At 67.6% G+C, this 213-nt stretch carries 1 protein-coding gene; it reads right to left on the minus strand.

The window, feature by feature from the left end; genetic code table 11:
- The coding region (locus tag MFF64_RS37665) for a hypothetical protein (protein ID WP_238194209.1) at window positions 1-213 on the minus strand (213 nt) is incomplete at both ends.

Here is a 213-nt window from a genome sequence, read left to right on the forward strand (position 1 = left end):
TCTGGCCGCCGGAGTCCCAGGAGGTGAGGTTCTCCGTGCCGAAGACCGTCGCACCGGTGCCGTACATCATCCGGTCAGAGTCGAACGGGTCGATCTCCAGGGCCTCCGTCATCCAGCCCAGCTTGGGGGAGGTCTCGGGCGGCGAGGGGTTGGCACCCCAGCTGAGCCAGGGCACGGAGGAGACGTCCAGGGTGTACCGGTTGGAGCGATTGG

This window comes from Methylobacterium frigidaeris, from assembly GCF_022179185.1.
In the GTDB taxonomy this organism is placed as follows: Bacteria; Pseudomonadota; Alphaproteobacteria; order Rhizobiales; family Beijerinckiaceae; genus Methylobacterium; species Methylobacterium frigidaeris.